Genomic DNA, 25,280 nt, shown 5'->3' with positions numbered 1-25,280 from the left:
GCCTTTATTTACAGGCATTTCAGAGAGGGGAAAAAAGTTGGGCAACTCATTGTGAAAAGTTGGGCAACTCGTTGGAAAAAGTTGGCCAACTATTTGCGCAAAGTTGGCCAACTTTTCATGCAGAGTCGGCCAACTATTTTCAGCAAGTCGGGCAAATGTGAACAGACAGTCGGACAAGTGCCTATCTATTATCAAAAATCTGACAGTGTGAAATTGTGATTTTCACACTGTCAGATTTGTAATTTGAGATTGTCTGATTTTTTAGAGATGAATATAGAATAGAAGAAAAATAAGATGAGGAAGCCACCTTATAGAAAGAGGTTTTCGACTTGATAGACAGCTGCACTGACAATCCATTCTTGCTGCGTCTCACTTATTTCTATATCTACAGATGTCTTTCAATACCCGACTGATACAGAGGTATATGTACTTCTGATTTATGCGCTACTATCGTTATGCAAAAAAAAACAAATAAATTTCCATATCACGGTAAAAACTTGTATCTTTGCAAGCACATTCAAAAAAGGAGTATATAAATCATAATCATTTTAATTTTACATAAAAATGACGAAAGCAGACATTATCAATGAGATTGCCGCAACGACAGGGTTGCCTAAAAAAGACGTATCGACGACGGTAGAGGCATTCATGGAGACCATTAAGCAGAGCCTTTTAGACAAGAGAGAAAACGTATATCTGCGCGGCTTCGGCAGCTTCATCGTAAAGCACAGGGCAGAAAAGACGGCACGCAATATTTCCAAAAACACCACGATTACCATTGCCGCACACGATTTCCCCGGTTTCAAACCCGCCAAGAGCTTCATCCAAAAGATGAAGGGAGAAGAGATTACTGAAAACGATTGACACGTTTCAATACTTTTTCTGTGCGGAGCAGTCATGCACAGCCCCGATGCGTGAAAGCAGGAAATCCATCAAAACAGAATATAAAAGAATACAAACATTATCATAAACACTATTAAAATTTAAGCTATGCCAAGCGGGAAAAAGAAAAAAGGCCACAAGATGGCTACGCACAAGCGTAAAAAAAGACTGAGAAAGAATAGACATAAGAGCAAGTAAAGGCTGCTTGCTTACCAGTCTATTCGGACTGCGGGGTTTGCCAAAATGGTTTATAAAGACATCATTGGCATGCCCTTTTTTATTAAACACTAAGTAACAATAATGTGAGAAATGACCAGCGAAGTAGTAATTGATGTCAGAGACAAGGAGATTTCTATCGCCCTGCTGGAAGACAAACGACTGGTAGAGTATCAGAATGAACCTCGTTCTGCGTCATTCTCTGTAGGAAACATCTACGTGGCAAAGGTAAAAAAACTGATGCCCGGGCTGAATGCCTCGTTCGTAGATGTAGGTTATGAACGTGATGCCTTTCTACATTATCTTGACTTAGGTGGTCAATTCAATTCTTACGGCAAGTATCTCAAACAGGTTGAGGCTGACCGCAAGAAACTTTATCCATTTTCCAAAGCTACACGTCTGCCTGATTTAAAGAAAGACGGTAGCGTGACACAGACACTCACCATAGGGCAGGAAGTGCTGGTGCAAGTCGTGAAAGAGCCTATCTCAACAAAAGGCCCTCGACTGACGTGCGAGCTTTCCTTTGCCGGGCGATATTTGGTGCTCATCCCTTTCAATGATAAAGTTTCGGTATCCTCGAAAATCAAGAGCGGTGAAGAGCGTGCGCGCCTTAAGCAACTCATCCACAGCATCAAGCCCAAAAACTTCGGCATCATCGTGCGCACCGTAGCAGAGGGCAGACGAGTAGCCGAACTCGACACCGAACTTAAGGTGCTCCTCAAACGTTGGGACGATGCCATTGCCAAAGTGCAGAAGACGCAAAAGAGACCGCAACTCATCTTCGAGGAGACAGGTCGCGCCGTCGCCATGTTAAGAGACCTCTTCGACCCTACCTACGAGAACATCTACATCAACAACGAAGAGGTGTTCAACGAAGTGAAACAGTACGTCACGCTCATTGCACCTGAAAAAGCCGCCATCGTAAAGCAATACACGGGAAACGTACCCATTTTCGACAACTTCAACATCACCAAGCAAATTAAATCGGGGTTCGGTAAGGCCGTCAACTACAAGCACGGAGCTTACCTGATTATTGAGCACACCGAAGCACTGCATGTGGTAGATGTGAACAGCGGCAACAGAACGCGCTCGGAAAACGGACAAGAGGCCAACGCACTTGAGGTAAACCTCGGAGCTGCCGACGAATTAGCCCGCCAACTCCGCTTGCGCGACATGGGCGGCATCATCGTGGTAGACTTCATCGACATGAATGTGGCCGAAGACCGTCAATTGCTCTACGAGCGCATGTGTAAGAACATGCAGAAAGACCGAGCCCGGCACAACATTCTCCCGTTGAGTAAATTCGGTCTCATGCAAATCACCCGTCAGCGCGTGCGTCCGGCCATGGATGTAAACGTGGACGAAACCTGCCCCACTTGCTTCGGCAAGGGAAAAATCAAATCCAGCTTCCTCTTCACCGACCAGCTGGAAGGAAAAATTGACCACCTTGTAAACAAGATTGGAATCACGAAATTCTATCTGCACGTACATCCCTACGTGGCCGCTTACATCAATCAGGGCATTGTAAGCCTGAAACGGAAGTGGCAACTGCGGTACGGATGGGGCGTGCACATCATCCCCTCGCAGAAACTTGCATTCTTGCAATACGAATTCTACGACAGCAAGAAAGAGTTTATCGACATGAAAGAGGAGATAGAAACCAAATAAAAGGAGGGAGCCAGTGCGGTTCCCTCTTTTTATTTGATTGAGCGTAATGCCGGAATAAATTATTCTTGGACTAAAGCACCTGCCGCAATGCCGGAATAAATTATTCTTGGACTAAAGCACCTGCCGCAACGTCGGAATAAATTATTCTTGGACTACGAAAACGAAAGAAGCCGCCTTCAAACGAGTGAAAGCGACTTCTTCTATTGTGTCTCTGCGGAGAGATTATTCTCTAATCATCCGCAGGAAATAAGCGTGAACGGCTGTATCGTTGTTGAGTTCGGGATGAAATGAGGTGACAAACTGATGATCTTGCCGCGCGGCAACGATGTGCCCGTCTACCTCGGCGAGCACCTCCACGCCCTCGCCTACCCTATTGATATAGGGGGCACGGATAAACGTCATCGGCACTTGCTCGCCCACTCCCTTCATCGGAGCCTCGGTGTAGAAACTGCCGAGCTGACGTCCATAGGCATTGCGACACACCTCCATGTCCATCGTTCCGAGACGTTCGATGTCATCGCCCGCCACGCTCTTAGCGAGCAGGATGAGACCGGCACAAGTGCCGAACACGGGAAGACCGCCGGCGATGGCCGCGCGTATGTCGTCGAAGAGGTCGAGGTCGTGCAACAGTTTCAGCATCGTGGTGCTTTCGCCGCCCGGGATAATCAGTCCGTCTTTGGGCTGTTCCCAATCGGCCTTCTGACGTATCTCAAACCATTCGGCACCCAATCGTTCGAGCATGCGCTCATGCTCCAGAAAAGCTCCTTGCAGAGCTAATACTGCAATCTTCATCGGCCTATTTTCCTCTCTCTGCCATAAGCAGCGATATCTCCTGCTCGTTGATGCCTACCATGGCTTCGCCGAGATCTTCGGAGAGTTCGGCCAGCTTCTTGGCATCGTTGAAATTGGTTACAGCCTGTACGATGGCCTGTGCGCGCTTCTCGGGGTCGCCCGATTTGAAAATGCCCGACCCCACGAACACACCTTCTGCACCAAGCTGCATCATCAGCGCGGCATCGGCGGGAGTGGCCACGCCACCTGCAGCGAAGTTCACTACGGGCAACTTGCCATGCTTATGCACGTACATCACGAGGTCGAGCGGAGCCTGCATCAATTTGGCTGCGTCGTAGAGTTCATCTTCCGACATCGACACGAGCCGTCTCATCTCGCTCTGCATCATGCGCATGTGGCGCACGGCCTGCACCACGTCGCCCGTTCCGGGCTCGCCCTTCGTGCGAATCATCGTGGCACCCTCGGCAATGCGGCGGAGCGCTTCGCTCAGGTTCTTCGCACCGCATACGAAAGGCACGTCGAACTTGTTTTTATCGATGTGGTACACGTCGTCGGCCGGAGAAAGCACCTCGCTCTCGTCGATATAGTCGATTTCGATGGCTTGCAGAATCTGTGCCTCGGCAAAATGACCGATGCGGCACTTCGCCATCACGGGGATGCTCACAGCCGCCTGAATGCCTTTAATCATCTTGGGGTCGCTCATGCGAGACACGCCGCCGGCGGCTCTGATGTCTGCGGGAATACGCTCCAAAGCCATGACTGCGCAAGCGCCGGCAGCCTCGGCCACACGTGCCTGTTCGGGCGTGGTTACGTCCATGATAACTCCGCCCTTCAACATCTGGGCGAGATTTCTGTTCAATGTTTGTCTGTTCTCTTTCATTTTTTTATGATTGTTTTGGTTTGACATTTTTTCTATATTCACTGGGCGTGCAGTCCTTCATTTTGCGGAAGAATTTAGAGAAATGTGCCTGCGAACGGAATCCGCACTCATAGGCAATCTCCTGCACGGTCTTGTCGGTAGAAGTCAGCAGCAGCTCTATTTCCTGCATCAGGTATTCATCGATGATGCTCTTGGGCGACTTCCCTGCAATACGCTTCGACACCTGCGCCAGATAGCGGCTGCTCACGTTGAGCCGGTCGGCATAGTAGCGCACGTCGCTGTTGGTCTTGTGGTGTGTTGCTACCTCGTTGATGAAGTCGTTATAAAGTTCGCTGCTACGTCCCACCAACCCCGACGAGAACACAGGCAGCTGGTTGATGTATGTGCGGGCATGCGTTACAGCTTCCGTCACGCTCTGTCCCTGACTCATAAAGGTGGCGACGGCCGATGATAGATGACCGCTTTGTCCGTGCGCTTGCCAAGGTTCTGCGGTGCTGTCGGCCGATGAGAAATAGTGGGGTTGACTGTCGTCCGCCGTTATGAGAACGTCTGTTTGCAAACCCGACAATCCCTGCCCGCCTTGCAGCAACACCGCACCGCATCCGCAGGCTAAAATCTCTCGGGCGGCACAGAGCAGGTCGTCGTTCGTTTCGATAGTGCAGTGCAACATGTATTCGGCATCTTCGCGCTTCATGACGACGAGTGAGCATAACGGCAGCAGCAGCATTTTCATCTCCTCCACCACCTCATCGGTCATCAGTACTTCGCCGTTGCTCGAACGGATGACGGGGTCGCATATCACGCTTCCTATTGCATACCGTTTCATGGCATCGGTCACAGTGCGCAATACATCGGCCTGTCTGACCATGCCGATTTTTACCATACACGGTTGCACGTCGTTCACGATGGCCTCTATCTGCCCCTCCACGATGTCGGCAGGCAAGTCGAAGAACTGCTGGATGCCCAATGTGTTCTGCACCGTGACCGATGTGATGGCCGACACGGCATACCCACCCAATGATGCTATCATGCGGATATCGGCTTGCACGCCCGCACCTCCTGTTCCATCGGAACCGGTAATGGTTAATATAGGTCGTATGCTCGTATCGTTCACTGCAATGGCTTTCATTTACGGATGCAAAGGAAATAAAAAATCGAGAGATACGGAAATAATGTTCGCATTTTGACAAAGAAAACCACCCTTTGTATAAGAATATGCGAATTCGGGATAAGAGATTCTTATCCAATCGCCCCAAAGAGGCTTACAGTCCGATAACCTATTCCAAACTCGTGTATGAAAATCAAATCCCAAGTTGGGACTGGGCAAAACACGCGTGAAAAATCGAATCCCAAGTTGGGACGGCGTAAAACACCCGTGAAAAATCGAATCCCAAGTTGGGATGGCGCAAAACACGCGTGAAAAATCAAATCCCAAGTTGGGACGGCGCAAAACACCCGTGAAAAATCAAATCCCAAGTTGGGACGGCACAAAACACGCGTGAAAAATCGAATCCCAAGTTGGGATTGGACAGAACGCCTATTCTTCAACAACTTTTAATGCTTTGCGCAATACTGCAATACGGATGAATACGGGGTAGGAATCCTGCCGGACTCCTACCCCGTATTACATGAATTCAGAGGTAACTCTGCTTCGGTTATCTCTTGATTAACTTCAGACTCTTTGTGCGGGTCATATTATGCAGCCGCACCACATAGTAAGCGGCAGAAAGCATTGAAACATCAGTATTGTGGGCCATGCCCTTCAAAACAAAACGACCACCGGTATCATAGATTTCCCAACGATCCACCGCAGAACCGGTAAGCAAACGGCCATCGGCAGAGAAATGTGCCGAGAAGTCGGGAGCGGCAATTGCTTTGTCAATGCTCGTACCGCCTTGCACGTCAAACGTGATACGTTTCACTTCTGACCGCCCGGATTGATAAACCGCCGCGACTTCTGCCGTGTGTTCCCCGGCAGAAAGCTCCGTTAGCAGAACCCGCTTTGCCGATTGGTCAATGTTAGCAGCCAACCGGCCATCTATCATCACCTCATACGTCGCACGATCAACCAAGGGCTTTTTGATCTTCCCATCAGCATAGGGGCATTCTTCTCCCACAAACAGATTGTCTACCATCAGGAAGAAGCCGCGCGGCGTTTCATTTACCAACACCATACGCCGAGCATCGACGGGCACTTCTACGGCCAGTTCTTGCCAAGTCTTGTCGGAAACGGTCAAGGGCTCACTGAGCCAAACGATATCAGCCGTTGTCTTTGGATAATCCGTTTTTGTATAACCGACGCGGATGGAAGCTGCTCCAAGTACGTTGGTGAAACTTTTCACGACACATCGGAAGGTGGCCTTTCCCGTGAAATGAAGAACGGGCGAGAATACGAAATCGTTGTTACTCTTGCCGCGATTGCCGAAAGAGGCCAGACACTGCCGTCCGGAATAAGGTAAGGATCCGGCATCGAAGTAAACCAACGCCGGCGTAGTGGCGTAAGGATTAAATACCATATAACTCATCGGAGAACCCATATATTTGAAAGAGATATTGTCAAACTCCACGGTCGGAGCCTTGTCCATATCCCAATATATCCAGTTCTTATCAGGCGTAGCCGGTTCAAGGGTAAATGGCTCATAGGACTCGAAGTCGTCGAAAATAAAGTTGTCTTCGTTCCACGATAATGCGACATCGGCACCTTGCTGCGCCACTTTGAGATTATAGGGAGCCAACAGTCGCTCTTTGAAATATAGCTCATGACGAAATTCTGTTTCCTCACCATCAATTGTCAGTGCGGCACTGAGATCATCAAAGCCGTCAAGCTCGGCATATAAGTGGTATTTTTTCTTTGTCAGATGCGGAATATTCCAAGTCGTCTCGTCTATTTGCGTAGCGGTATAGACTTCTGTTTTATCGTCATCGGCTTGTAAGCGGATTGTCGGAACTGTGGCAGGCAACGAGGCGTTGGCCTTCACCTTAAACGTGAGGTTGGCTATCAGATTCCTACCTACACAGGCAGACGCAGCCTTAGCAGACTCACTATCAGTAGGGAGTACGCTGGCAACGGCATAACGGTAATAACCCATCGGGAGCGTAGCGAATTCAGAATCACGGTAAGTGCGCACATCGGTAGTTGTTGATGCAAGGAATTCCCAATCTTCACCGCCTTGTTCAAGCTTGCGATAGACATTATATTTCGTCTGCCGCTGCACAGTGGTAGCAATCTTAGAGCCATCGGGAGCAAGCATCGCATAATCGATACCGATGAGTAGATTCTTCTTCATATCGTGCTGATCGAGATACTCAAAAGCAGCGGTGCGATAGTCGGTATTTATCACGTGAACGTTAGGCTCAAAGTCGATACCTTCGGGCTCGCCTGCATCAGCCAGCATACTGAGATAACCGTCATAACGGAAAGCCACGAGTGCACCACCTTTAACAACGAGCGGTTCGGGCAGTTCGTAGCGACACCACTGATTATCGGTATTGAGTAGATTAGCCTGCTCGTAAAGAATATTGTTGGTAGGTTTCCCCTCGCTATCGAGCGCAAATATCACCAAGTCCACTTTCTTGTGAGGCCCGCGAAACTCGTCGGTCTGCCATTTGACGGCCGTGATAGCCATATCCTTACGGAACACTGTGCCGACGATGCTGTAAGGCGTGTAAGCAAAGACACCAATATGGGCAACACCTTTTCCTTTATAATAGGAGATAGAATCGGTATCGATGGGCGCTTCCCAAGCCACGACGGCCGCATCGCTCTGCTCCGATGCACTGACGAGACGCGGGGCAACGACTTTGTCTTTGAGCGCGATGGTGGGCAGCGTGGTTGCACCGGCTTTAATCTTCACACGTTGCCGGTCGGGCAGCAAACCAAGATGAGAGGTTTCAAACTGATAATCGCCCTCATAGACGTCCTCTATCGTATATTTACCTTCACCGTTCGTGTAAGCCACGTAGTGGGCATCGGAGTTCTCGGCAGTCATGACAATGCGAGCGTCACTCAATGCCGTTCCGCCGGCGTAAGTGACTTGACCACCCACAGTAAGTTTCTCCAACTTCTTCAAGACAATTTCTATCGCGACGGTTTCATCAGCCGACACGCGCACAGTCTGCCTATGCAGCGCATAGCCTTCCTTACGAGCTTCAAGTGTATAATCAGCTTCAGGAACATGGGATATATTCCATTCGCCCAGCATATTAGTCGTAGCGGTAAAGTCTGTCCCTTTGAGGGAAAGTTTGACGTCAGCAAGCGGTGCACCTTCGTGCTTCACCACGCCATGAAGCGAACCTTCCGAGGCTTCTTTGATAAGGATACTGAAAACCTCAAGCTGGAATTTATTAGCATCGGAGTTCATTCGGATGGCAAAGTTCTCGTTACCGTCAGTCGTAGGTGTATAGTAAGCCACGTAGTCGGCGCGCGCACCTTCTTCATTAGACACCTCAAACGCAGCGACTTCTCTATATTGTGCAAGATCTTCTTCCCTATCGCCCTGACCGAAGAGGATACTCATTTTCTCAACAAGCTCAAGATTGGCGGCTGCGGCAGTAACCACAATCTTATACTTTGTGCCCGCCTTTAAGGCAATGGGGCGAGACACAGCCCAATCGTCGCCGGCTTGTTTTTCACTATAACTGCAATAAATGCCTTCTTTCGCCATACGTTGCTTCCACGTAATACCATCGTGATTGCGATCGATGAATGTCCAGAGAGGCAGGTCGTCAGTTGTGAAACGACAAGAATAGGGCGTAGTATGCGCAGTGCCGAGCACGATAGTTGACGACAGCGCAGACTTGCCTTCTTGACGCCCGATGGAAGTAATGCGATATTGATAATTGGCGAGACGAGGAATCGTATTGTCCATTATCGTAGTTGCGTCGACGTCTTCGCCCGCAACGACATTGTCAGGTAAGCGCACAACTTTATAGCGAAGCCGAGCGGGGACATAGCCGCCGTTGATACCCTTGGTGGGTGCTGTCCAAGAAATTTTGCAACTCTTACCATCGAGCTGCTTCTCAAGCTGAATATCGCTGACGGCATCGGGAATATCTTCGCCCACGTAAAGCATTTTTACCGCCTCCTCGCCATTACCCTCACTGTTGGAAGCATAGACTTTATAGGTGTAAAGATCATCAGCCGTAAGTGTCTCGCTAAAGGTAATAAGTTCACCTGCCGCGACATTGTCTTTGGAAAAGACCTCTCGACCTCCGCGTAGCAGATGAATCGAACAAGCGCCGAGCGCGCCGCCTGCCACAGTCTGTCGCGGAGCATTCAGTCGGATGTTCACCGTCATTGCTCGGGCACTCGTAGGTTCTACTGAGAAATTTTCCACCATACTCGGCGCACCATCCTTGAGCGTGGAGTATGGAAAATCAAGACCGACAATTTGTTTTTCGCCGACAAGTTCAACGTTACTGTCGTTGTAGCCATTGTTCACGTTAATATCAAGGAACTGTGTGCCCTCACGAGTCGTTGGGATCGCCCACCATAGCTTACCTCTTTTGTGGTCAATTCCCATAGATTGCAAATCGCTTTTGGCCGAATAGTCGCAACTGTTCAGCGTCTCCTCGTTGCCGTCAAGTGCAAGCTTCACAAGTTCGCTGTAGGGATTTTCCGCATAGATTTGCCCTTGCAGGTCAACGGCGAGCGCAACAAACTCCTGAGCAAGTTCTGTCACTTCCATCACAGTGCCACTGCCGAGATCTACTTTGAGCAGCGTGCTCACGCGGCCGGCCTTACCCAAGGCATACATAATACCATTCTTGTAGTCATACGCCATATCATAGAAGGGCTTTTCGCCGGTAGCATCGGCAACTTTCGTAAACGTACCCGTAGCGAAGTCGTACACTCCAAAGGCCAAGGGAGCGGGATCATCGCCCGTCTTCGTACACGTCTGCACATAATACTTCTTGCCCGCAAATGCGCCGGCGCGAATACTATAGTCGTGGGTTCGCAGAACTTGAAACCCCGACGGCTTGGTCACGTCAAACTTGCATGGGCCGATTTGCTCCGGCTGCTGCGAGTTGTAGCGATTCCATCCATAAGCCTCTTGTGCATCCACCTGCAAGCAGACTGTCGGCAGAAGCAACAGAAGCATGAGAAAAACTGTCGTCCTCATCTTGAAATTCATAGATAAAATGGTTTAGAGTTGAATAGATAAAAAAGTGAAACATTTATTGTGCATGTTTGCCATCGTGTGATAGCGGTGCTCCGTAGTAGGGCGGTATGGCAACGGAGTTCGGGAACTTTCCCTCCATCTGTTTTTCATTGTATGCGGTGCAAATATAGTAAAATATTGCTTGTCCGCAAAACATCTCTAACATAGATTCCCTTGCGGGATTGCTTTTATATAGGTAATCCCTCATTCTTTTATCAGTGTAAGCTTTAGCATGGTTACCAACTGCGAGAAAGATACGCGTCTTTTCTTTATCATTCTATAGATAACAGTACAGAGCAGGTTGGCAATGAGTAAAACTGTCATCGTCCAGCGCAGATGACAGAATATTTTCAGTTACCGGATTGCCGCGATGATGCGGGAAGTATAAAAAGCACTCAGTGAGTAGTAACTCTGCGACATAACAGCAATACATGTTCGTTGTGACCTCGCGTAGTGGCAAAGATATATGCTTCGCCTCCCTCTGAGAGTTTCAATCGTTTGCGAAGCGAAGCAACCGATGTCGGGTAATTTCTCACAGCAATATTGGCCTTGGACAAGTGGGCAAGATGAGCACGGAGATTTTTCTTACTCATCGGCACCACCGCATCTACAACGAACGAACGGCCATGGAATTGCGACAAAATATGTGAAGAGACAAGCAGATGGCTGTTTTCACCGATGTATGACACGCCATATTTCACGGCAAACTCTTCGAAACAACCGGCCTTCATGACAGAGGCATTGGGCTCGTAAACATATCTTATCTCTTCGATGGCTAAAGGCGGAGGTGGGGATGGAGAGGTCTTGTGAGGTGAAAAGACGAATACTTGTTGGTCGTTCGCGCAAAACACACGCAGAGGATTCTGATTTCTAAGCTGCAAAAGGAGCAAAAGTTCCTTGCACTCGTTGTTTACAGACACGATGTGCACTTCGCTCACCACGTGTGGGAGACCTATTGCAACGGTGAGGTCGTCCACCGCCTTATGCCAATCCAACATGGGCGAAAGTTTCAATAACACGGCATCGGCTTTCTCTGTCAACGTCTTCGCCAACGCCACCGCGTCGGGTGTACAATCGGAAATGGCAAAAGTGCGGCTGCCATGGATATTCCGGCGTGCAGGGTCGAGATAAATCAGCTGCACATGAGGCAGTACATCCAAATAACGGGTGCTGTCGCCACATATCACTTTCGCCTGCCCCAAGCCTAACAATCGGAAGTTGTTTTCTGCCGCCTCGCACAGCTCTCGCTCTCTTTCCACATAAGTAGCTTCGGTGAAAAGACGGGCGAGGAAAGAGAAATCCACTCCCATTCCGCCAGTTAAGTCTACCAGCTTTCGGGGCTGTGGAGTATCGCCCATGAGTCGCTCTACCAACTCCTTTTTATAGCGGGCTGTTGCTTCCGACGAACATTGCTCTATGGCGAGATGCGGCGGATAGATAATGCCATTGCATTCCGCCCATGTCGGCAACTTGACGCGTGCCCGTTGCCATCCGTCTATCTGCTGCAAAGCAAAACGGAAATCCACGTCGGGATACCTCGCTGCTTGCAAAGCCAACGTCCTCACATCATCAAGGCGATGACGGAGGATAAAAGACCGGGTGGTATGCTCTTCCATGGTGTGTTTTTATCGGATAACTTGATACTGCTTCCGAGCCTCTGCACGTGTGCGAAAGTTGAAATGCCACCATTCCGTACGCAAGGGTTTAAAGCCTGCATAACGCATGACGGCACGGAGAAGCCGGCGGTTTATCATCGCCTCGCGTGAGATTCTGCGATGCTTCACAAGTCCTTCCTCATTGTTGATATGCGCCGCCGTACCCATGTAGTCTATCTTTGTACCCATTTCCACTGAATCTCCTTTGAGATTGCAAAGCGTAATATCTACAGCCAGCCCATAGTTGTGGAGACCTCCTCCATGTGCAGGATTGCTCACATAAAAGTATTTCGGCGTATCTTTTACTGCGTTCCACATCTTTTGTTGAATAGACATCGGCCGCGCTGCATCGTATATCTTTAGGCTCAAATCGGGTCTTAGTTCCTTCAATCGCTTCTGCGCTTTTACTAAAGCATTGGCCGCTTCCTTATGCAAATAAGCTTCATGGAGGTCGCTGTAGAGAATCGTTCCGGTAAAATTATCCGCCCTTGCATACATCAACGACACAAAGATAGATGGGTCGAGCGAACGAACGTTCACGTAGCCTTTCTTCTCCAGAGCTTTTTCCGTTTTACTTAAATGAGACTGTGCATAAACCGCTGTACTCCAATAGAACGCAATAAAAACAACAAGCGTTTTGGTCATGGTTTTTGAAGTTTGGCAAATTCTTTCTTCGCCTTAGCAAGCTGTTTGATAAAGGCCTCGTCGGCGTGCAGACGGGCAATGGCTGCACTACCTGCCAAACGTGCTATATCCACATCACTCTGATAATGGTAACCCGCAATAACCCGACTTTCCCCTATCTCAAACCCTCGTTTCAGTATCTCATTTTGCCGAGCAGGATTAATTTCGGAAAGCACCAGCGCAATACCCCATCCTGTGGCCGAATGTCCCGAAGGGTAAGAACCTGTACGATAATGCCCCGCTTCATCGGCAGGTACAGATGTAGACTCATGAAACTGCACATAAGGTCGCTTGCGCATATAGTGCTTCTTTACCGTGCGGGTTGCATTTCCGCAATCGGAATCCAACAATTCTATCAGGCGGTAGATTTCAGGTGTCTTCTCTTGTGAGATGGTCAATCCGAAAGCCACTGAAAACTGCGAAGCCAATGCCTGCGGGGATTGGTCGGCATCATCGGCTGCCATTTCTCCTCTTTCTGTTGTTCGCATAGACTTTCCCCACTGATATCTTGCAAAGTCATTAAGAAAGGCGATGCTCGCAGTATCGGGCGGAGCAGGCAGATATTTCACACCGTCGGGCAGATCTGAAGTCTTTAAAAAGGATGGATATTCTTTGTGTTTCTGCTGTGGTTGAGCAACAACAACTTGTACGAAAAATACGAACAACAGCGAAAGAAAAAATGTTTTTTGTTTCATCTTCTTATGTATTTAGGAATGAGTAATAATACCAATAAGCGCAAAAGAATACTTGTTTTCTATTTGCCAAGTACAGACTATCTGATGCAAAGGTAATAAATTTCCGCTAAGAGATAACATTTTGTCTGCAAAACATCTTCATACAAAAACTTCCTATTTGTTACTTTCTCGCTTACTTTGGTACGAAAAAATTATAAACTGTAAGTATTTAAGGATAAAATCGTATATACTGTAACTTTTTTAACTGTTTTTACCAATGAAAAAACTTGCGCATTTAAAAATAAATTTCTATCTTTGCAACAGAGGAAACACCTCTTACAACCAATAACAAAACTAATATAGCAATGGATGAGAAAACACGTAAATTCACTATCAGGTACACTGAAACAGATGTACGCACAAGTGACGAGATCAAGAATTTGGAGAACAGAGTTCTCGGAGGTGAGTACTGGTATAATTAGTACGATATTTTTACAGATTTAATCCCACGGGTCGATACTTCAACTCGTGGGATTTTTATGTGCAAACCGTCCTGCTCATCCCTCGCTTTCATAAGCGATACTATCATACAGTATCTTGCTTTTATGCCGAAATGTAAAGACATCAATAGTTCTCATCTTATTTTCTATATTCATGCAATAAGAATTTGTGAATTTGCAAATTTATTTATATCTTCGCAACAAACAAACGCATTCGTTGAAACAAACGAACACTGCTAAACTTGCTTGAGTGGTATTATAGTGAGAAAACGCATTTTTTGCACGCTAAAAAAGAACCATTTAATACATCAAACTATGAAAAAAAGAAACGATAGAATAGCAACATTAAAAATGCTTATATCCAGTCAAGAACTTGGTAGCCAGGAAGAGGTTTTGAGAGCCTTGGCTAAGGAAGGTTATCACCTTACGCAAGCCACACTAAGTCGCGACCTCAAACTGCTGAAAGTAGCCAAGGCTGCAAGCATGAATGGCAAATATGTATATGTATTACCCAACGAAACCATGTATAAACGCATACATACGAAGACATCGATACGAGAGATGCTACAGGTTTCGGGGTTCCTTTCTATCAGGTTTACAGGTCATTTGGGGGTTATACGCACACGTCCGGGTTATGCCAGCAGTATCGCTTACAATATTGATAATGCCAAATTACCCGAAATTTTAGGAACTATCGCCGGAGACGATACCATCTTCATTGCTATAAAAGACGGCATAAAGAGAGGTGACGTGTTGAGAAGTCTCTCGTCTGTCTTACCCGATTTGATAAACAAAGAGACATAGACAAAAGCTATTGTCATACGTGACAATGAAAACAAGAAAAGCTGTGTTCTTGCAACTTTCCACCTTGTCCCTTCGTCTAATGGATAAGAAATACAATAAATGAATCGAAAAATGGAAAAGAAACTTACTTTATCGAAAAACAAGAAATTAGCCGGTGTATGTGGCGGATTGGCCGAATATTTCGATGCTGACCCTACGTTAGTACGTATTATCTATGCACTACTCACCTTTTCCACAGCCTTTTGTGGCATTCTTCTTTATCCCGTTCTGTGGCTTATCATGCCGGAACCGGAAGAAATACAGCAATAATACAGCTTATCTTGCGACTGCTTTTCTACTATTCACCACTCATCCTGAAGTACTAACTATCAGTGATTCCTCTTTTTTGATTGAGAATCGGCCGGTATTTCATATCACACGTTGAAAAAACACCGGCACTTAAGCCTTTCACTTTCTGCTTGATAATATTGCGGTTCCGAAAAAATAAGCGTATATTTGCAACTCATTACAACCGCACAGGAAAAGTCTGCACCGGTTGTGACTAAACCGTTAATACGATTATACAAAGAAATGGAATACGATTTCAAGAATATTGAAAAGAAATGGCAGCAGAAATGGGTGGAAAACAAGACGTATCAGGTAACTGAAAACACCGACCGCAAGAAATTTTATGTACTCAATATGTTCCCTTACCCCTCGGGGGCTGGGTTGCATGTGGGACACCCTTTGGGTTACATCGCTTCTGACATTTACGCCCGTTACAAACGTCTGAAAGGTTTTAATGTGCTCAATCCCATGGGATATGATGCCTACGGACTGCCTGCCGAGCAATATGCCATACAGACAGGACAGCATCCAGCCGTAACAACAGCACAGAACATACAGCGCTATCGACAACAGTTAGACCGTATAGGCTTCTGTTTCGATTGGGACAGAGAGGTGCAAACGTGTGCCCCTTCTTATTATAAATGGACGCAATGGGCTTTCCTGAAAATGTTTAACTCTTACTACGACAATCGTCAGGCCAAGGCGATGCCTATTTCAATGCTCATTGACCATCTTGCCAAAGAAGGTACACGAGGACTTGATGCTGCCTGTTCGGAAGAACTGAACCTGACGGCCGAAGCATGGAACACCATGAACGAGAAAGAGCAGCAACAGGTGTTGATGAACTATCGCATTGCTTATTTGGGTGAGACAATGGTGAATTGGTGCCCTGCACTTGGCACAGTATTGGCTAACGATGAAGTGGTAAATGGCGTAAGCGAACGTGGCGGCCATCCCGTTGTCCAGAAGCGAATGCGCCAATGGTGTCTCCGCGTCTCGGCATACGCACAGAGATTGCTTGACGGACTTGACCAAGTGGAGTGGACAGACTCGCTAAAAGAAACGCAACGAAACTGGATTGGTCGCTCCGAAGGTGCTGAAATAGCATTCTGCGTAAAAGACAGTAACGTGCAACTCACCGTCTTTACGACCCGTGCTGACACGATGTTCGGTGTCACATTCATGGTGCTGGCACCCGAAAGCGAATATGTAAGCCTTGTCACAACCCCGCAACAGCAGTCCGAAGTGAAGGCTTACGTGGAAGAAACGAAGAAACGTACCGAATTAGAACGTATCTCCGACCGTCGTGTAACAGGAGCATTTACGGGGGCATATGCCCTCAATCCACTCACAGGCGACGAAATACCTATCTATGTTTCCGACTATGTTTTAGCAGGATATGGCACAGGGGCTATTATGGCAGTTCCTGCTCACGACAGCCGTGACTATGCTTTCGCCCGCCATTTCCAACTCCCCGTTATCCCTCTTATTAAGGGATGCGATGTCAGCACTGAAAGTTTCGACGCTAAAGAAGGAATTGTCTGCAATTCGCCACAACAGGACTCAATCTCTGAAAACGAAGGACTCAATCTTAACGGTCTCACTGTAAAAGAGGCCATAGCCAAGACCAAAGCATACGTTTCGGCAAATGGGCTCGGACGTGTGAAGGTGAATTACAGGCTTAGGGATGCCATTTTCTCGCGTCAAAGATATTGGGGCGAACCTTTCCCCGTATATTATAAGGACGACATGCCTTATATACTGCCCGAAGAATGTCTGCCATTGGAATTGCCGGAGATTGATAAATACGAGCCTACGGAAACAGGAGAGCCACCTTTGGGCAGAGCGACAAAGTGGGCATGGGATACCGAACACAACAAAATAACCGATAAGAGCGATATCAACGGCACAACCATTTTCCCATTAGACCTCCACACCATGCCCGGGTTTGCAGGCAGTTCGGCCTATTACCTGCGCTATATGGATCCTCACAACCCTGAAGTTTTGGTAGCAAAAGAAAAGGATGAGTATTGGAAAGATGTAGACCTCTACGTGGGAGGCACAGAACATGCCACAGGACACCTCATCTATTCCCGTTTCTGGAACAAATTCCTTCACGACTATGGCTACTCCTGCGTGGAAGAGCCGTTTAGGAAACTTGTCAATCAAGGCATGATACAAGGCCGTTCCAACTTTGTCTATCGAGTAAACAACAGCAACAAAGAGTACCCCGTATTCGTGTCTTTCGGGTTGAAAAGCCAATATACAGACGTGACCCCGTTACACGTTGATGTGAACATCGTTGATAACGATGTGCTCGATTGCGAGGCTTTCAAGGCGTGGAGACCTGAATACCGAAACGCCGAATTTATACTCGAAGACGGTAAATACATCTGCGGATGGGCTGTAGAGAAAATGTCTAAGAGTATGTTCAATGTGGTAAATCCCGACAAAATCGTAGAGAACTACGGTGCAGACACACTCCGCTTATATGAGATGTTTTTAGGACCGGTCGAACAAAGCAAACCTTGGGATACCAACGGTATAGACGGTTGTCATAGGTTTCTTAAAAAGTTTTGGGCTCTTTTCTATGGTCCGGCACGCGGAGAAAACAGTAATGAAGGTGCAATGACTATTGATGATACCGAACCGTCAGCAGAGTCGTTGAAGTCCGTACACAAGCTCATCAAGAAAGTTTCTCAAGACATCGAACATTTCTCCTATAATACGGCTATCTCGGCTTTCATGATTTGTGTCAACGAATTAGGGCAGCAAAAATGCCATAGCCGTGCTTTGCTCACACCATTAGTGGTGCTCATAGCACCCTTCGCTCCCCATATTGCCGAAGAACTCTGGGCTGCACTTGGACAGAAAGGCAGTGTCTGCGATGCCGTATGGCCTGTTTGGGACGAACAATACTTAACAGAAAGCACCATGCAGCTCACCGTTTCATTCAACGGAAAGGCACGCTTCCAGATGCAATTTGCTGCCGATGCAGACAATCAAACCATCGAAACAGAAGTTCTTAAAGATGAAAGAACGGCAAAATATCTCGATGGAAAGAATGTAGTAAAAGTAATAATAGTACCTAAGAGAATTGTTAATATTGTATTGAAATGACCCCAAGACAACGTACAATGATACTGAACGAGGTAAAGGATTACGCCTTTATCGTGCTCGGACTGTTGCTTTATACTTTCGGATGGGCTTGTTTTCTGCTTCCATACGAGATGGTGACGGGCGGAGTAACGGGTATAGCAGCTATCATTTTCTATGGAACGAACATACCCATCTACATCAGTTATACGATTATCAACGTACTCTTACTCATCGTAGCCTTAAAGGTCTTAGGATTCAGATTCATGATGAAGACCATTTGGGCTATCGTCGTGTTAGCCGGTTTCTTAGCCGTAGCACAGAAGATGATGACCAACGACGACGGTACACTTATCCAACTGCTCGGCCCCGGGCAAGATTTTATGTCCGTTGTTATCGGTTGCAGTCTTACGGGTTCGTCTCTTGCCCTCGTTTTCCTTAACAACGGAAGTACGGGCGGTACAGACATTGTAGCCGCAGTAGTCAACAAATACTATAACCTCTCTTTGGGTCGGGTACTTATTATCGTGGATATTCTCATCATTTGCAGCAGTGTCCCCGTATTCTACGATAAGGGCTACGACACGATTATGGTATGGCGAAAAGTCGTTTTCGGCCTTTGTACGATGGTGATAGAAAACTTTGTACTCGACTATGTAATGAATGCACGCCGCGAATCGGTACAGTTCCTTATTTTCTCTACAAAGTATCAGGAAATTGCCGATGCCATAGGCACCCAGATGGATAGCGGAGTTACCATTCTGGATGGTCACGGTTGGTACACAGGAGATGAGCGGAAAGTACTTTGCGTCTTAGCAAAAAAGCGCAGAAGCCAGACCATCTTCCGCATCATTAAAATGATAGATCCCCGCGCTTTTGTCAGTCAAAGCTCCGTGATTGGCGTTTATGGAGAGGGTTTTGACGAGATGCGAGTAAAAATACCCAAAGAGAAAAAATGAAAATTGTTTTCGCTACAAACAACAAGAACAAACTTACTGAGATTCGGAAGATACTCGAACCACAGCTCGAAATTGTGTCTTTAAGCGACATCGGATGTGAAGCCGACATTCCAGAAACAGCTGATACGCTTGAGGGGAATGCGCTCCTGAAAGCACGCTACATTGCCGATCAATACCATTTGGCTTGCTTTGCCGATGATACGGGATTAGAAGTAGAGGCCTTAAATGGTGCCCCGGGGGTGCATTCGGCAAGATTTGACGACACAACCGACCACGATAGCGAAGCAAATATGCGTAAGTTGCTGCACGAGCTCAATGGAAAAGACAATCGCAGAGCACGCTTCCGCACTGTCATTGCATTTATTCCGGCATCCCATGACACGGATTCCGACTCATCGCCCCTACTCTTTGAAGGTATGATAAACGGTCTTATAGCTCGTGAAAAGCACGGAATCGGCGGATTCGGCTATGACCCGATTTTTATCCCCAACGGCTACGACAAGACCTTTGCCGAGTTGGGAACCGATATTAAAAACCGTATCTCCCACCGTGCGCTGGCCGTTAGAAAATTAGCCGACCATCTTCTGCATCACTTTCATTGAAACGCCTATCCTATGAACCGATTCGCCTACCTCCTGTTTTCCCTGCTCTTGCCGCTTCATATACAAGCAGCAGGTATTACCTCATGGAATATTTACAGGGCTTATGCCGACATCACGGAGATAGAACCGGCCGGTAATACCGTATTTGTGCTTAGCTCCGGCAGCCTCTTTGCATACCGACAAAGCGACAACAGTATACAATTATATGATAAAATCCGGTCGTTGAGCGATTCTGACATTGCTCATATCGCATGGTGTCAAAGCGCACGACGTCTCATCATTGTCTATCAGAATCAGAACATCGATCTTCTTTCTCCCGATGGCTCTGTCATCAACATTTCAAGTCTGTACACCAAACTGATGACTGAAGACAAAACGGTGAATGCCATCACAGTGGTCGGTTCTTCGGCTTACCTTTCCACGGGTTTCGGAATTGTGAAAATCAATGTGGAAAGGGCAGAAATCAGCGACACTTATTATCTTGGCGTGTCTGCCACAAGCGTGGCACTGACTGCTCGACACATCTACGCTACGACCCGATACCATGGCCTTTTCTCCGCACGACTGACCGACAACCTTTTAGACAGAAACCGATGGACACAAGATACCTCCCATAAGTTCTCGCAGGTGTTCAGCCTCAACGGCACGCTCTATGCCTTTAACGATGGAGAAAGCTATGTATGGAATGGCACGATATGGAACCGTTTCGCCAATCTCTCTTATAACCGTGCCTTTGCGAGTGCAGACAGAATTCTCTTAACACGTACCGATGGCTTCTATGCGGTGAGCAATGCCAACCATCATCCGCATTTTTCATGGATTGACAACTCGCTTTCCACCCTTTCCTACGACCCTGCTACGCATCTCTATTGGGGCAACCGAAGCGATGGAAGTCTGTGTTCGTTTACCATAAAAGACAATCTCCCCGTACTAAAAACCGACGGTATCAAACCCGATGGCCCTCAACACAACACATTCGGCTTCTTAAAGTTCACGAACGGTGCGCTCTATTCGTGCAGCGGAGGCTATGGATCCAATGTAGAAATGCAACGCCCGGGTACCGTGCAAGTACTTCGCGACGGTTCATGGACTGTGTTTCAAGACAACCTTGCACCACTCACGGGACACAAATACGAAGACCTTGTCACGATGGATGCCGACCCCAATAACCCTGCCCATGTGTTTGCGGGCGGGAAAACGGGGCTTTACGAGTTCTTCAACGGAAAGTTCGTGCATCACTATACGTTAGACAACAGTCCGCTGAAGTCGGCACTCGCTTCCAACAGCAAGGACTATGTACTGACAGAAAGCGTACTTTTCGATAAGAAAGGCGGCCTTTGGGTGCTCAACAGTCAGGCACCTTCCACTTCTCTTCTCTATCTTTCACCTGCAGGTGAGTGGAGTTCTTTTCATCGCGAACTACTTGAGATGCCTACCGGCAGAAGCCATGGAGCATTGCAAGGGTTGATGATCGACAGTCGCAACCTCCTTTGGTTTTACAACAACCATTGGGAAGCACCCTCGTTTTACTACTATCGGCGCGATACCGACGTGCTGAAACAATATAAGACTTTTGTCAACCAAGACGGTACAGCCATTGCCGTTAAGTATGCAAGGTGCATGGCCGAAGACAAGGAAGGCAATCTTTGGTTCGGTACGGACGCAGGGCCACTCTTGCTACGACAAAACCAAATCGCCAATGCCAACGACGAAATATTCACACAGATCAAGATTCCGCGCAACGACGGCACCAACTATGCCGACTACCTCCTCGACGGAGTAGACATCAATTGCATGGCCATCGATGGAGCTGGCCGCAAGTGGTTCGGCACAAGAGCCAACGGCGTTTACCTCATCAGTGCAGACAACATGAAGCAATTACACCATTTCACAACCTCCAACAGCAAGCTCCTGTCAGATGAAATAGAAGCCATTGCTATCAACGGCACCACGGGTGAAGTGTTTTTTGGTACAGGCAAAGGGCTTTGTTCTTATATGAGCGATGCCACAACACCAGCAGAAACCATGTCCGATGCTACCGTTTATGCCTATCCCAACCCTGTTCGTCCCGATTATACAGGGCTTATTACCGTTACCGGACTGACGTTTGAGACCGATGTAAAGATTGTTACAGCCGCAGGGACATTAGTGGCGGAAGGCACAAGCAATGGAGGCACTTTTACATGGGACGGGAAAGACCGCAACGGACGACGCGTGGCATCGGGCGTTTACATGGTACTGACGGCCACCTCCGATGGAAACAAAGGTGTGGTTTGCAAGATTGCGGTCGTCAATTGAGTAAATATCCATGAAAAAAAACGATGCTGCAAACTTCTGCAAGCATCGTTTTCGTTATATGATAGTTACCTTTTCTATAAAGAAAAGAGAAAAGATTTCAAAGCGCTATTCCATCGTTACCCATTAGGACTTGCAGCCAACATACTCTTATGCCTCATCGGAAAAAGCGGAAAAAGCGGCAGCTTCGGCAGCGGCAATAATGTCTTCCTCGGATTGAGGCTTCGCATTGATGGCCACATCAGACAGGTCAAAATCGTTGGTCTCCGCATCATTATCGGTTGCAAGCTGTGGAAGAGGAGCACGATAATCTGGCGTATTCCTGCTGGCAGAAGACATGTTACAAGGTTTATCGGCAACAACTGTCTCTCTTTGTATAACCTCGGGGTGCATCACCACAAAGTCTTCGTCACATTCTGTATCAGGAATCGTCTGTACAGGTTCCTCCTCCATCTGTGTACGACGGGTCTTCGCAGCAAATATCTCCTCAATCAATTGAGGCTCACGACGTAGCTTTTTCAGGGTTTTCTCTGAGGCCGTTTGCTGACTTTCTTTCTTACTGAAGCCCGTACCGCAACACCCTTCTACGTCTTCCAATACGACTTTACACGTAAAAACGGGGTTTCCACTTTCGTCTTTTTTCTGCTCCACGAGTTCAAAATCAAGCCTGATTCGGTTTTTCTGACTCCATTCTATCAGCTTGCTTTTGAAATTCACCTCCTTATAAGCCATCTTATCGAGATTGATGATCTGCCCTAAGATGCGATGATTCATAAACTTCATGCACGCGTTATAGCCCTTATCGAGATAAATGGCACCGACCAATGCCTCGAAAGCATTACCTCCCATATAACTATTGTGAGAGGAAGTGCGTCCGGAAGACAAGATAAGATTGTTGATACCCATCTCTTTAGCCAATCGGTTGAGCGTCTCCCGTTGCACAAGCTTGCTGCGTGTATTGGTAAGAAAGCCCTCTCTCTTGCCGGGGAAGTGTTGGTACACGATGTCGCCTACAATGGCATCAAGTATCGCATCGCCAAGGAATTCGAGCCGTTCGTTGTTTACCGGCTTGCCCTTTGCATTGCGACGAGCCACACTCTTGTGCATAAGTGCCTGCTGATAGTAGCTTATTTCGTGGGGATAGAAGCCGATAATACGGCGTAAAGCCAAAAAAAGCTCCTTTTCCTTGCGGAAAGGGAGCCTTATTCTGTCAATGAGATTACTCAGCATACTTTTTGAAAATAACGCATGCATTGTGACCTCCAAAGCCGAAAGTGTTGCTCAAAGCAGCCCTTACGGTACGCTTCTCGGCCTTGTTGAACGTAAAGTTCAGATGATAATCTATATTCTCGTCTTTATCATTCTCTTCGTGGTTGATGGTCGGAGGCACAATGTCATTCTTCACAGCCAATATGCTGGCCATGGCTTCCACTGCACCGGCAGCTCCTAAGAGGTGACCTGTCATCGACTTCGTAGAGCTGATATTCAGCTGATAAGCGGCCTCTCCGAATAGCTCTTTGATGGCTTTCACCTCTGAAATGTCACCTACGGGCGTTGAAGTACCGTGTACATTGATATAGTCGATATCCTCCGGTTTCATGTTTGCATCGCTGAGTGCATTCTGCATCACAAGTTTTGCGCCTAAACCTTCGGGATGGCTTGCCGTGATATGATGGGCATCGGCACTTGCACCCTCGCCTACCATCTCGGCATAAATCTTCGCTCCGCGTGCCTTAGCATGTTCCAACTCTTCCAATACGATACATCCTGCACCTTCACCCATCACGAATCCGTCTCGGCTCGCACTGAAAGGACGCGACGCATGCTGCGGGTCGTCATTGCGGGTAGAGAGCGCGTGCATGGCATTGAAACCGCCTACGCCACATCCGCAGATAGCTGCTTCGGCACCACCGCTAACGATGATGTTGGCTTTTCCTAAACGGATGAGGTTGAAAGCATCGGCCAACGCATTGGTAGATGAGGCACATGCCGAAGTAGTGGCATAATTAGGCCCGTGAAAACCGAACTGAATGGAGATTTGACCGGCTGCAATATCGGAAATCATCTTCGGTATAAAGAACGGATTGAACTTAGGTCCGTCGCTGAGATGCTGGCCATAATAGACCACTTCATCTTCAAAAGTACGAATACCGCCGATACCTACGCCGTAGATAACGCCAATCTTCGTTTTGTCTTCTGCTTCCAAATCAATGCCTGAATCCTTTACGCCCTGCATGGCGGAAATGAGTGCCAACTGGGTGTAACGGTCCATCTTGCGGGCTTCCTTACGGTCGATATAGTCTTCCACTTTCAGGTTTTTCACCTCGCAAGCAAATTTTGTCTTGAATAGAGAGCAATCGAATTGAGTGATGGGGCCTGCTCCGCTCACGCCGTTCAGCATGTTCTCCCAAGTTTCTTCGGGAGTATTTCCCAACGGAGTAACGGCTCCCAAGCCTGTTACCACAACTCTTTTTAATTCCATGATGTAATGGTTTGTCGTGAAAAAAATATGGTTTAGAGTCTATTGAAACCATAAACAATAGACTCTAAACCATTTGTTTAATATTACTTAGCGTTCTCCTCGATGTAAGCAATAGCATCGCCTACGGTACCGATTTTCTCCGCTTTGTCGTCGGGAATAGAGATTCCGAACTCTTTCTCAAACTCCATAATCAGCTCAACGGTGTCGAGTGAATCTGCACCAAGGTCGTTTGTGAAGCTTGCTTCAGGCTTTACTTCTGCCTCGTCTACACCCAACTTATCAACGATAATTGCTTTTACTTTAGATTCGATTTCTGACATAATTGTAATGTTTTTAAATGTTTATAATGATTTCTTTTCTGAAATTACGGCTGCAAAGGAACGAATTAAAATTCAAACTCGCAAATCTTTTTAAGAAAAAAACGACCTTTCTTGCACACATATGGGTCAATTGTGCATAAAATAACCTGCTTTTCAACATGTTTTTACATAAAAACCGCTTTTTCGGTTCCTTTTTTCTTCATTTCAAAGTCAGGCAATCCAACAGGGGATAATCCTCGCGCGTGTAAAGAAAAATGATATACGACAACTAAAAAGCTATGCT

18 protein-coding genes are annotated in these 25,280 nt (G+C 47.3%); 8 read left to right on the top strand and 10 right to left on the bottom strand.

The genetic code is table 11. From position 1 onward, the window contains the following. Positions 1-564: 564 nt before the first annotated feature. Positions 565-864 carry an HU family DNA-binding protein gene (locus tag HMPREF0658_RS00380; RefSeq protein WP_006947726.1) on the top strand — a complete coding sequence of 100 codons (300 nt, stop codon included), beginning with the start codon at positions 565-567 and terminating at the stop codon, positions 862-864. 327 nt (positions 865-1,191) lie between these two features. Continuing rightward, positions 1,192-2,766, top strand: a complete 1,575-nt coding sequence (locus tag HMPREF0658_RS00375; protein ID WP_006947724.1) for an Rne/Rng family ribonuclease — start codon at positions 1,192-1,194, stop codon at positions 2,764-2,766. A 222-nt stretch (positions 2,767-2,988) separates the two neighbouring features. Here HMPREF0658_RS00375 and pdxT read toward each other — a convergent pair whose 3' ends face one another. The 7 genes from pdxT to HMPREF0658_RS00340 form a co-directional block, all read right to left on the bottom strand. Then, complete coding sequence (gene pdxT / locus HMPREF0658_RS00370; RefSeq protein ID WP_006947722.1) at positions 2,989-3,558, bottom strand: pyridoxal 5'-phosphate synthase glutaminase subunit PdxT; 570 nt, start codon at positions 3,556-3,558, stop codon at positions 2,989-2,991. A gap of 4 nt (positions 3,559-3,562) precedes the next feature. Continuing rightward, positions 3,563-4,438: a pyridoxal 5'-phosphate synthase lyase subunit PdxS gene (pdxS, locus tag HMPREF0658_RS00365; RefSeq protein WP_024990920.1), complete on the bottom strand. Its 876-nt coding sequence runs from the start codon at positions 4,436-4,438 to the stop codon at positions 3,563-3,565. Between the two features lie 4 nt (positions 4,439-4,442). Continuing rightward, positions 4,443-5,567, bottom strand: coding sequence for a hydroxymethylpyrimidine/phosphomethylpyrimidine kinase (locus tag HMPREF0658_RS00360; protein WP_006947719.1), 1,125 nt, complete (start codon positions 5,565-5,567; stop codon positions 4,443-4,445). 526 nt (positions 5,568-6,093) lie between these two features. Beyond that, on the bottom strand, positions 6,094-10,572 hold the full coding sequence (locus HMPREF0658_RS00355) for a carboxypeptidase regulatory-like domain-containing protein (RefSeq protein WP_006947718.1): 4,479 nt from the start codon (positions 10,570-10,572) through the stop codon (positions 6,094-6,096). A gap of 422 nt (positions 10,573-10,994) precedes the next feature. After that, a complete protein-coding gene (locus HMPREF0658_RS00350; protein WP_006947715.1) occupies positions 10,995-12,215 on the bottom strand; it encodes a THUMP-like domain-containing protein in 1,221 nt (406 codons plus the stop codon). Positions 12,216-12,224: 9 nt separating this feature from the next. Continuing rightward, positions 12,225-12,899 (bottom strand): M15 family metallopeptidase, encoded by a 675-nt coding sequence (locus HMPREF0658_RS00345; protein ID WP_006947707.1) that lies wholly within the window; start codon positions 12,897-12,899, stop codon positions 12,225-12,227. Next, positions 12,896-13,633 carry an acid phosphatase gene (locus HMPREF0658_RS00340; RefSeq protein WP_006947705.1) on the bottom strand — a complete coding sequence of 246 codons (738 nt, stop codon included), beginning with the start codon at positions 13,631-13,633 and terminating at the stop codon, positions 12,896-12,898. The genes HMPREF0658_RS00345 and HMPREF0658_RS00340 overlap by 4 nt, the downstream gene beginning before the upstream one ends. 794 nt (positions 13,634-14,427) lie before the next feature. Here HMPREF0658_RS00340 and HMPREF0658_RS00335 point away from each other — a divergent pair. The 6 genes from HMPREF0658_RS00335 (at position 14,428) to porZ (ending at position 22,198) form a co-directional block, all read left to right on the top strand. Beyond that, a complete protein-coding gene (locus HMPREF0658_RS00335; protein WP_006947704.1) occupies positions 14,428-14,916 on the top strand; it encodes an arginine repressor in 489 nt (162 codons plus the stop codon). Positions 14,917-15,027: 111 nt separating this feature from the next. Beyond that, positions 15,028-15,225 (top strand): PspC domain-containing protein, encoded by a 198-nt coding sequence (locus HMPREF0658_RS00330; RefSeq protein WP_024990919.1) that lies wholly within the window; start codon positions 15,028-15,030, stop codon positions 15,223-15,225. 261 nt (positions 15,226-15,486) lie between these two features. Then, positions 15,487-18,363, top strand: a complete 2,877-nt coding sequence (gene leuS, locus HMPREF0658_RS00325; RefSeq protein ID WP_006947701.1) for a leucine--tRNA ligase — start codon at positions 15,487-15,489, stop codon at positions 18,361-18,363. Positions 18,364-18,380: 17 nt separating this feature from the next. Next, positions 18,381-19,298, top strand: coding sequence for a YitT family protein (locus HMPREF0658_RS00320; protein ID WP_238305532.1), 918 nt, complete (start codon positions 18,381-18,383; stop codon positions 19,296-19,298). Beyond that, positions 19,295-19,900, top strand: a complete 606-nt coding sequence (locus HMPREF0658_RS00315) for a non-canonical purine NTP diphosphatase (protein ID WP_006947699.1) — start codon at positions 19,295-19,297, stop codon at positions 19,898-19,900. The genes HMPREF0658_RS00320 and HMPREF0658_RS00315 overlap by 4 nt, the downstream gene beginning before the upstream one ends. Positions 19,901-19,912: 12 nt before the next feature. Beyond that, positions 19,913-22,198, top strand: coding sequence for a type IX secretion system anionic LPS delivery protein PorZ (porZ, locus tag HMPREF0658_RS00310; protein ID WP_006947698.1), 2,286 nt, complete (start codon positions 19,913-19,915; stop codon positions 22,196-22,198). Between the two features lie 147 nt (positions 22,199-22,345). Here the strand turns inward: porZ and rnc are convergent, their stop codons facing one another. The 3 genes from rnc to HMPREF0658_RS00295 all read right to left on the bottom strand — a co-directional run bounded on the left by rnc (position 22,346) and on the right by HMPREF0658_RS00295 (position 24,997). Next, positions 22,346-23,425: a ribonuclease III gene (gene rnc, locus HMPREF0658_RS00305; protein ID WP_006947696.1), complete on the bottom strand. Its 1,080-nt coding sequence runs from the start codon at positions 23,423-23,425 to the stop codon at positions 22,346-22,348. Continuing rightward, entirely contained in the window at positions 23,415-24,677 is a 1,263-nt protein-coding gene (gene fabF / locus HMPREF0658_RS00300; RefSeq protein WP_006947695.1) for a beta-ketoacyl-ACP synthase II, read from the bottom strand. Before fabF ends, rnc begins: the two co-directional genes overlap by 11 nt. 83 nt (positions 24,678-24,760) lie before the next feature. After that, positions 24,761-24,997: an acyl carrier protein gene (locus tag HMPREF0658_RS00295; RefSeq protein WP_006947693.1), complete on the bottom strand. Its 237-nt coding sequence runs from the start codon at positions 24,995-24,997 to the stop codon at positions 24,761-24,763. Positions 24,998-25,280: the final 283 nt, after the last annotated feature.

The sequence above is a fragment of the Hoylesella marshii DSM 16973 = JCM 13450 genome, from assembly GCF_000146675.1.
Lineage (GTDB): Bacteria > Bacteroidota > Bacteroidia > Bacteroidales > Bacteroidaceae > Prevotella > Prevotella marshii.
This window is presented reverse-complemented; position numbering and strand designations above follow the sequence as displayed.

Excerpts from the sequence above, each read along its gene's own strand:
- HMPREF0658_RS00380 (WP_006947726.1), top strand. The coding sequence starts at position 565 with ATGACGAAAGCAGACATTATCAATGAGATTGCCGCAACGACAGGGTTG.
- HMPREF0658_RS00375 (WP_006947724.1), top strand. The coding sequence starts at position 1,192 with ATGACCAGCGAAGTAGTAATTGATGTCAGAGACAAGGAGATTTCTATC.
- pdxT (WP_006947722.1), bottom strand. The coding sequence starts at position 3,558 with ATGAAGATTGCAGTATTAGCTCTGCAAGGAGCTTTTCTGGAGCATGAG.
- pdxS (WP_024990920.1), bottom strand. The coding sequence starts at position 4,438 with ATGAAAGAGAACAGACAAACATTGAACAGAAATCTCGCCCAGATGTTG.
- HMPREF0658_RS00360 (WP_006947719.1), bottom strand. The coding sequence starts at position 5,567 with ATGAAAGCCATTGCAGTGAACGATACGAGCATACGACCTATATTAACC.
- HMPREF0658_RS00355 (WP_006947718.1), bottom strand. The coding sequence starts at position 10,572 with ATGAATTTCAAGATGAGGACGACAGTTTTTCTCATGCTTCTGTTGCTT.
- HMPREF0658_RS00350 (WP_006947715.1), bottom strand. The coding sequence starts at position 12,215 with ATGGAAGAGCATACCACCCGGTCTTTTATCCTCCGTCATCGCCTTGAT.
- HMPREF0658_RS00345 (WP_006947707.1), bottom strand. The coding sequence starts at position 12,899 with ATGACCAAAACGCTTGTTGTTTTTATTGCGTTCTATTGGAGTACAGCG.
- HMPREF0658_RS00340 (WP_006947705.1), bottom strand. The coding sequence starts at position 13,633 with ATGAAACAAAAAACATTTTTTCTTTCGCTGTTGTTCGTATTTTTCGTA.
- HMPREF0658_RS00335 (WP_006947704.1), top strand. The coding sequence starts at position 14,428 with ATGAAAAAAAGAAACGATAGAATAGCAACATTAAAAATGCTTATATCC.
- HMPREF0658_RS00330 (WP_024990919.1), top strand. The coding sequence starts at position 15,028 with ATGGAAAAGAAACTTACTTTATCGAAAAACAAGAAATTAGCCGGTGTA.
- leuS (WP_006947701.1), top strand. The coding sequence starts at position 15,487 with ATGGAATACGATTTCAAGAATATTGAAAAGAAATGGCAGCAGAAATGG.
- HMPREF0658_RS00320 (WP_238305532.1), top strand. The coding sequence starts at position 18,381 with ATGATACTGAACGAGGTAAAGGATTACGCCTTTATCGTGCTCGGACTG.
- HMPREF0658_RS00315 (WP_006947699.1), top strand. The coding sequence starts at position 19,295 with ATGAAAATTGTTTTCGCTACAAACAACAAGAACAAACTTACTGAGATT.
- porZ (WP_006947698.1), top strand. The coding sequence starts at position 19,913 with ATGAACCGATTCGCCTACCTCCTGTTTTCCCTGCTCTTGCCGCTTCAT.
- rnc (WP_006947696.1), bottom strand. The coding sequence starts at position 23,425 with ATGCTGAGTAATCTCATTGACAGAATAAGGCTCCCTTTCCGCAAGGAA.
- fabF (WP_006947695.1), bottom strand. The coding sequence starts at position 24,677 with ATGGAATTAAAAAGAGTTGTGGTAACAGGCTTGGGAGCCGTTACTCCG.
- HMPREF0658_RS00295 (WP_006947693.1), bottom strand. The coding sequence starts at position 24,997 with ATGTCAGAAATCGAATCTAAAGTAAAAGCAATTATCGTTGATAAGTTG.